Source organism: Flavobacterium sp. (genome assembly GCF_031423415.1).
GTDB lineage: Bacteria > Bacteroidota > Bacteroidia > Flavobacteriales > Flavobacteriaceae > Flavobacterium.
In genome coordinates this window covers 1-8369 of sequence record NZ_JANPFL010000170.1, presented here as the reverse complement: position 1 = coordinate 8369, position 8369 = coordinate 1, and the positions used below count along the sequence as shown (strand labels likewise).

The window sequence follows — 8369 nt, the reverse complement described above, 5'->3', positions numbered from 1 at the left end:
TACAATTTTAAGCTCCGATTCAACCAAATCAAGGAACAAATTGTTTTTTGGCTTAATTATTTGTTCAACTTCTATCCTGAAAATAATATTCCTATTTTTGTGGAAATTAAAAATAGCTCTTTTTAAGGGTTGACTATTTAGGAAATTTAGCTTTCATCTATAATGGTGTCTTTACTGGAAGCCCAAATAATGGAACAGTGACTTTGGGAAATCCTTCACCACTGGCATCTGATAAGTATTATGCTGTTGGAAATCCTTATCCATCCACCATAAATGCAAATGCATTCTTAGCTGGAAACTCTACTGATGGTACCTTGTATTTCTGGAGAAAAACAAATGCAGTGGCAAATTCTACAGGTTCTGCTTACGCAACTTGGACTACTTTAGGCGCTGCAGCGAGTAATGTTGCTCCAAATGATATTGTGCCAAACGGAACAATTCAAGTAGGTCAAGGTTTTATTGTAAAAACCGGTATTGCTGCAACAACATTGGCTTTTACTAATTCGATGCGAACTCCTAATAATGACAACCAGATTTTTAAAACCAAGCAAGTTGCACAGAAAGACCGTATCTGGTTAAATCTTACTGATACAAACGGTGTATTTAGTCAAGCCTTAATAGGTTATATGGATGGAGCTACTATTGGTGTTGATAATGGCATTGATGGAAAGTACATTAATGATAGTCCGATAGCTTTAACTTCTTGGATCAATAACGAAGAATACACGATTCAAGGTCGTCCAACATTCAATGTTTCTGATGTAGTTGCGTTAAATTTTAAAACAGATGTGGCTGGTAATTATACCATTGCTATTGATCATACTGATGGATTATTTGCATCTGGTCAAGATATTTATTTAGTAGACAGCAAAACGGGAACCGAAACTAATTTGAATACAAGTTCTTATAATTTTGCCGCTGCATCTGGAGCTGATAATACAAGATTTTCTTTGAAATATCAAAAAACATTAAAAGTGAACGCATCTAATTTTAATGAAAATAGTGTAATGGTATATTCTAAAAAAGGAACACTTTATGTGAATTCAGGCGAAATGGCGATCAATAGTATTCAAGTTTATGATGTGCAAGGAAGACTAATTGCGGAACGTAAAAACATTAATGCAACTACTGCATTACTTGATAATCTGAAAGCAAATAACCAAGTGCTTTTGGTGAAAGTTTTAGGAGCGAATAACCAATCAGTCAGCAAAACAGTAGTGAATTAAGAACCTATAAAACATCAAAAAATGAAAAATACAGTATTAAAATATTATGTAGTCGCTTTCTATTTATGTTCAACCTTCGTTATGTTTGCTCAACCTGGAGGCAATGATACGGGTGGTGGTTTAGAAGGAGATGGCGATACGACGCCAGCCGCCCCACTAGATAATTATGTTTGGGTTTTGGCGATAATTGGTTTACTCTTTGTTTTTATGAAGTTTAGAGCGATTCAAAAAAATAGAATTCAAGGATAAAAAAGTAAAAACTTTTACTAAAAGCCCATTACAAATTTTTGTAATGGGCTTTTTAGGATTAGTCACTAGTTAGAAAATTAGATAGTATTTATTTGAGTAAAATAGCCAGTATTGCATCATTTATAATATATTATGCATCAAAAGTAGTATCAGAATTTACACTTTAGGTAGTAGATTTGTTTAATATTAAATTGTTAAATAACTAAATTCACTTATTATGAAAAGAAAATTACTTTTATTAGCTGTATTGCTTACGTGTGTAACTAGCTTTGCTCAAAACCAAATTACCGCAACAAGCGCAACGGCAGCAGGTGTTGTTGGTGGAAGCATCACTGCTGGATTCACCTATGATGCATTGATTGCTGGATCGTGCCAAATTCAATTATTTAAAACTGATACTGCTGGGAATATTGATTTTAGTGCGGGAACTGATATAGTTTTTACGTCTGCAGTAGCCGCAGGTACTGCTCTGAAAATCGAACGAATATTCACGGTTTCAAATACAGTTGCGCCTACAAATACCCTGCCAGCCGGACAAGTGTACAAATGGTTTTATAAATTATCAGTCGCTGGAACTGATTATTATGGTTCGAATGTTGAAACAACAATTACATCTGCTAGCGTTGTTCAGAATCAGATTATCGCAACTAACGCAGCGGCAACAGCAGCTGTTGGTGAAAGCATCATAGCTGGATTTACTTATGACGCAACGGCTGATGGGACTTGCCAAATTCAAATGTTTAGAACTTTTGCAGATGGAAGCATTAATTATGGTGCGGGTACTGATGTGCTTTTTCTTGGACCTATTACGGCAGGGACTGGTAATACAATAACACCTACATTTATTATATCAAATACAGTTGCACCCACTAATACATTGCCTGCAGGTCAGGTATATAAATGGTTTTATAAATTATCGGTAGCTGGAACAGATTATTACGGTTCAAATGTACAAACGACAATCACATCACCACTTGCAACGAAGGAATTTGGTAAAGTGAGTTCAAATGAAATGTTTTTTGATAATAAAGCTAAACGATTAATTATTAACACGAACAACGTTACGGCTGATAATGCTATCATTTATGATTTAAACGGAAAAAAAGTGATCACTATTTCTAAAATGAAACAAACACAGATGGTTGATTTATCAAGTTTACCAAATGGAGGTTTCATATTGGTAACTGATGATAATAAAACTTTGAAATTAGCTTTGTAAAATTAGTAAAGTTCAAAAATCCGTACAAAAACTAATTTTGTACGGATTTTTTATTTTAAACGTTTAGTAGTTTCTCTTTCAATTAGACTAGTTTTTATAATGGTAGTAGAAAAATCCGTTTCTTCTTTGCTTTCTATACGAGATATCAACATTTTTGTGGCAGTCTCTCCAATGTATTTACCGTGCTGGCTTATTGTGGTGATTGCCGGGCTAACATATTGTGGTAATTTACCGTTTGTAAAACAAATGATAGACATATCTTCTGGGATTTTATAGTTCATTGCTTTTATCAGTTTTAGTGACTCTAGGGCTGAATTTTCTTCGAGACATAATAATGCATCAATGGATTTATTATCCAAAATTATTTTCATTGAAGTTTCAAAATCCTCTTTTTTGTTAAGTCTTACTATAATCTTTTCATCAATTGAAATGGAATGATTATTCAAAGCCATTCTATACCCATCTACTCTCAGTTTACCCACACTTAAATTGTCGATTATAGAAACTAAAGCTATCTTTTTACAACCAGTTTTAATCAGATGTTCTGTGGCGTGTCGAGCTCCTTCAAAATCATTTACTATAACTTTGTCGCACTCGATTGAATCTGCGACCCTATCAAAAAGAACAATGGGCACACCTTCGTTAATGGCATCAATAAAATGAGTGAAATTTTTATTTACTTGGGTTTCTTCGGCTATAGAAATAATAAATCCATCTATAGTTCCGCTTTTTAACAACTCTACTGTATTTACTTCTTTTTCGTATGATTCATTGGAAATGCAGGAAATTAAACTGTATCCTAATTCGGTTGCTTTCTCTTCAATTCCCACAAAAACTTCCGTAAAAAAACTATTCATTATATTGGGTATAATTACACCCAAGGTTTTTGTTTTTTTATTTAACAGACTTAATGCTACTTTATTTGGTTTGTAATGGTGTTTTTTGGCAAATTCCTGAATTTTATCCTTCGTTTTTGCGCTTATTTCGTGGCTATCATTCAATGCTTTAGAAACGGTAGCAATAGATACATTAAACTCAGCAGCGATTTTTTTTAATGTAATTTTAGGTATCATTTCAGTTGGTTTTTAATTTTAAAACGTTGGCTAAATTAAGTTAAAAATATTTTGTTTTTAGGTAAATTAAAAATTTTTCTGAGTGCAGTAGTTCTTCCATTGATTGTAAATGAATCTGAAAATTTTGTTATTTTTTAATAGACCCTTTTTTAATTTAAAGTATTTAAAATATAAAAGTTACGCAAACCTTTAAGTAAGCATTTATTTGTGCTATATTTTTTTAAAACTGAACTTAAGTAATTAATATTCAATGATTTATATTACATTTATTTGATTTGTAATTTGATATATTTTAGATGTAATAATTGCTAATATATTCTTTTTATGCTAAAATAATAGTGGATACTGTATTTTTATCATTGAAAATATTTGAATTAAATAAAAAAATAACAGATAATATGTATTACATAGGATTTGACATAGGTAGTTCCTCAGTGAAAGTGGCTGTTGTAGAAATTGCAACCGGAAAAAGCATTGGCGTTGTCCAAGAGCCAGAAACCGAAATGAGTATGCTGGCCCTGAAAAATGGTTGGGCAGAACAAAAACCAGAAGATTGGTGGTTGCATTCGTGCAATGCTGTTGCAAAATTGAAAAAGAAATATAACATTTCTAGAACACAAATAAAAGGAATAGGAATTTCGTATCAGATGCACGGATTAGTCTTGGTTGATAAAGAAGGACAGCCGTTACGAAAATCCATAATTTGGTGCGATAGTCGAGCGGTAGAAATCGGAAACGAGGCTTTTGCAACTATTGGAACAGAAAAATGCAATGAACATTTGCTAAATTCTCCTGGAAATTTCACCGCATCAAAATTGAAATGGGTAAAAGACAATGAACCAGAAATTTACAAACAGATTCATAAGTTTATGTTGCCCGGCGATTACATAGCCTATAAATTATCGAATGTAATCAACACCACAATCTCAGGATTATCCGAAGGAATTATGTGGGATTTTAAAAATGACAGCTTCGCCAATTTCTTGTTTGAACATTATGGTATTTCGACTGAACTTGTTCCAGACATTGTAGATACTTTTTGTATTCAATCTAAAGTGGATGCAAAAGGAGCTGAAGAAAGCGGTCTAGCCGAAGGCACTCCCATATTTTACAGAGCTGGCGATCAACCGAATAATGCGCTCTCGCTGAATGTTTTTAATCCCGGCGAAGTGGCTGCAACTGGCGGAACATCGGGTGTGGTTTATGCAATGACCAATAGTTTGTCGGTAAAAGAAAGTTCGAGAGTGAATAATTTTGCTCACGCTAATTATAAAAAAGGTGAAGAGCCAAGAATTGGAAAATTATTGTGCATAAATGGGGCCGGAATTCAATACCGTTGGTTGCTCAACAATCTTTCGGTTTCCTCTTATGAAGAAATGAATAACCTCGCTTCGGATATTCCAGTAGGTTCTGATGGAGTGTGTATGATTCCTTTTGGAAATGGAGCCGAACGGATGCTGAATAGCAAAGACATTGGAACTCGATTGGTCAATATCAATCTCAACAATCACGGCAAAGCCCATATTTGTCGCGCAGCATTAGAAGGAATTGCTTTTTCATTTGTCTATGGAATGGAAATTATGAAATCCGATGGTATCGAAGTGAAGGTAATGCGTGCAGGAAACGATAATTTATTCCGATCTGAGATATTTTCGAATACTGTAGCAACACTTATTGGTCACGAAGTAGAAATTTATAATACCACTGGAGCCATTGGCGCAGCAAGAGCAGCAGGACTGCACGAAGGCGACTTTGAAACTTTCGTAAAATACATTACCGACAATGATCACCTTATGACTTATATGCCTTTCAAAGACAAGCAACCGTATTTAGAAGCGTATTATCTGTGGAAAAATGAATTAGAATTAATAATCAATAAATAAAATTAAATGGCAACTTTAGGCAACAAAGAATACTTTAAAGGTATTAGCGAAATTAAATTTGAAGGCAAGGAATCAGATAATCCATTAGCATTCAAATATTACAATCCTAATCAGATTGTAGCTGGAAAAACGATGCGTGAACATTTTAAATTTTCAATAGCATACTGGCACACATTCTGCGGGCAAGGATCTGATCCATTTGGACCTGGAACACAAAACTTCGCTTGGGATCAATCGTCAGATGCTTTGCAAGCAGCCAAAGACAAAGCAGATGCTGCTTTCGAATTTATTACAAAAATGGGTTTTGGCTACTATTGTTTCCACGATTTTGATTTAATTAGTGAAGGCGCCACTTTTGCAGAATCTGAAAACAGAGTGGTTTCGATAACCGAATATCTGAAAGAAAAACAAGCAGCTTCCGGCGTGAAATTATTGTGGGGAACGGCTAATGCGTTTTCGAACCCACGTTATATGAACGGTGCGGCGACCAATCCTGATTTTAATGTAGTGGCTAGAGCGGGCGGACAAATAAAAATTGCACTAGATGCAACGATTGCTTTAGGCGGAGAAAATTACGTTTTCTGGGGTGGACGTGAAGGCTATATGTCTTTGTTGAACACAGATATGGGCAGAGAATTAGATCATTTAGGTACGTTTTTGGCCAAAGCCAGAGATTACGCCAGAGCGCAAGGTTTCAAAGGAAATTTCTTTATTGAACCAAAACCGATGGAGCCAATGAAGCACCAATATGATTTCGATTGTGCTACAGCTATTGGATTTTTACACCAATACGGTTTAGAAAAAGACTTCAAAATGAATATCGAAGTTAATCACGCCACATTGGCACAACACACTTTCCAACACGAAATGGAAGTGGCTGCGAAAGCGGGAATGTTAGGAAGTTTGGATGCGAACCGAGGCGATTATCAAAACGGATGGGATACAGACCAATTTCCAAATAACATTCAAGAAACGACCGAAGCGATGTTGGTATTCTTGAAAGCAGGCGGATTGCAAGGTGGAGGCGTCAATTTTGATGCTAAAATCAGAAGAAATTCTACCGATATGGAAGATGTTTTTCACGCACACATTGGCGGAGCAGATACTTTTGCAAGAGCCTTATTAACTGCGGATAAAATTATCACTTCATCGGCTTACAACAAATTGAGAACCGAAAGATACAGTTCATTCGATGCTGGAAAAGGAAAAGAATTCGAAGACGGAAAATTAAATCTGAAAGCTTTGTACGAAATTGCCAAAGAAAACGGAGAGCTGACTTTGAAAAGCGGCAAACAGGAATTGTTCGAAAATATCATTAACCAATATATTTAGTATTTCGAATTACTATTAAAAACTTAAAGGTGTCGGAAATTTATAATTGCGAAGTTACCAGCTTTCCGACACCTGTTTTTATTAGTCAAATTTTATACTGATACGGCACAGAGTTTCTAAAACTATTTTTCAATAATGATCACTAGCTTTTTTACATTAAAGCAATTAAAATTTACAATATGAAATTTTTTATAGATACAGCTAATTTAGCTGAGATTTTAGAAGCGCAAGCTTTGGGAGTTTTAGACGGAGTAACAACAAATCCGTCCCTTATGGCCAAAGAAGGAATCACGGGAGCAGACAATATTTTGAAACATTATTTAGCAATATGTAATATTGTTGACGGCGATGTTTCGGCAGAAGTTATTGCTACGGATTATGAAGGTATGATTCAACAAGGCGAAGAATTGGCAGCCTTACACCCACAAATTGTGGTAAAATTACCAATGATTGCTGCCGGTATTAAAGCGTGTAAATATTTTTCGGACAAAGGAATCAAGACTAATGTAACTTTAGTATTTTCGGTTGGACAAGCGTTATTGGCTGCCAAAGCAGGAGCCACTTATGTTTCCCCATTTTTGGGAAGACTCGATGATATTTGCACTGATGGAATGGGATTAATTGCAGAAATCAGACTTATATATGACAATTACGATTTTCCAACTCAAATTTTATCAGCTTCTGTTCGTAATACGATGCACGTAATTAATTGTGCCAAATTGGGATCTGATGTAATGACAGGCCCTTTATCTTCAATCACGGGATTGTTGAAACACCCATTAACCGATAGCGGTCTAGCCCAGTTTTTGGCCGATTATCAAAAAGGAAATTAAGGATGGAAATTAGTAAATTACAAGATATTGTATCCCAAACACGAAGAGATATTTTAAGAATGGTACACAAAGTAAACTCAGGACATCCCGGAGGTTCTTTGGGTTGCACTGAGTTTATGGTAGCTTTGTACAACGAGGTTATGGAGTTGAAAGAAGGTTTTGACAAAGATGGGCTCAACGAAGATGTTTTCTTCTTGTCTAACGGTCATATTTCACCTGTTTTTTATAGTGTTTTAGCTCGAAAAGGATATTTTCCAGTTCAAGAATTAAACACTTTTAGATTATTAAATTCTAGATTACAAGGACATCCTACTACTCACGAAGGCTTGGAAGGAATCCGAATTGCTTCGGGTTCATTAGGACAAGGAATGTCGGTTGCGATTGGAACGGCTTTGACCAAAAAGCTAAATAAAGACACTAATTTAGTTTACAGTTTGCACGGTGATGGAGAATTGCAGGAAGGTCAAAACTGGGAAGCCATTATGTTTGCTTCGGCTAAAAAAATCGACAATTATATTGCAACGATTGACTTTAATGGACAACAAATTGATGGA

General features: G+C 35.1%; 8 protein-coding genes. 7 read left to right on the top strand and 1 reads right to left on the bottom strand.

Features of this window, described 5'->3' with window-relative positions; translation table 11 throughout:
* The first annotated feature begins 197 nt into the window (after window positions 1–197).
* The 3 genes from RMO83_RS14480 (at window position 198) to RMO83_RS14470 (ending at window position 2694) form a co-directional block, all read left to right on the top strand.
* Complete coding sequence (locus RMO83_RS14480) at window positions 198–1226, top strand: T9SS sorting signal type C domain-containing protein (RefSeq protein WP_310560412.1); 1029 nt, start codon at window positions 198–200, stop codon at window positions 1224–1226.
* 21 nt (window positions 1227–1247) lie between these two features.
* A complete protein-coding gene (locus RMO83_RS14475) occupies window positions 1248–1475 on the top strand; it encodes a hypothetical protein (RefSeq protein ID WP_310560411.1) in 228 nt (75 codons plus the stop codon).
* Window positions 1476–1692: 217 nt separating this feature from the next.
* Window positions 1693–2694, top strand: coding sequence for a hypothetical protein (locus tag RMO83_RS14470; protein WP_310560410.1), 1002 nt, complete (start codon window positions 1693–1695; stop codon window positions 2692–2694).
* Window positions 2695–2744: 50 nt separating this feature from the next.
* Here RMO83_RS14470 and RMO83_RS14465 read toward each other — a convergent pair whose 3' ends face one another.
* Window positions 2745–3767: a LacI family DNA-binding transcriptional regulator gene (locus RMO83_RS14465; RefSeq protein WP_310560409.1), complete on the bottom strand. Its 1023-nt coding sequence runs from the start codon at window positions 3765–3767 to the stop codon at window positions 2745–2747.
* 398 nt (window positions 3768–4165) lie between these two features.
* Between RMO83_RS14465 and RMO83_RS14460 the strand changes: the two genes are divergently transcribed.
* The 4 genes from RMO83_RS14460 to RMO83_RS14445 form a co-directional block, all read left to right on the top strand.
* Window positions 4166–5650, top strand: coding sequence for an FGGY family carbohydrate kinase (locus tag RMO83_RS14460; protein ID WP_310560408.1), 1485 nt, complete (start codon window positions 4166–4168; stop codon window positions 5648–5650).
* Window positions 5651–5656: 6 nt separating this feature from the next.
* Complete coding sequence (gene xylA, locus RMO83_RS14455; protein WP_310560407.1) at window positions 5657–6982, top strand: xylose isomerase; 1326 nt, start codon at window positions 5657–5659, stop codon at window positions 6980–6982.
* Window positions 6983–7161: 179 nt separating this feature from the next.
* Entirely contained in the window at window positions 7162–7815 is a 654-nt protein-coding gene (fsa, locus tag RMO83_RS14450) for a fructose-6-phosphate aldolase (protein WP_310560406.1), read from the top strand.
* A gap of 2 nt (window positions 7816–7817) precedes the next feature.
* On the top strand, window positions 7818–8369 hold a 552-nt coding region (locus RMO83_RS14445), incomplete at its 3' end, for a 1-deoxy-D-xylulose-5-phosphate synthase N-terminal domain-containing protein (protein ID WP_310560405.1).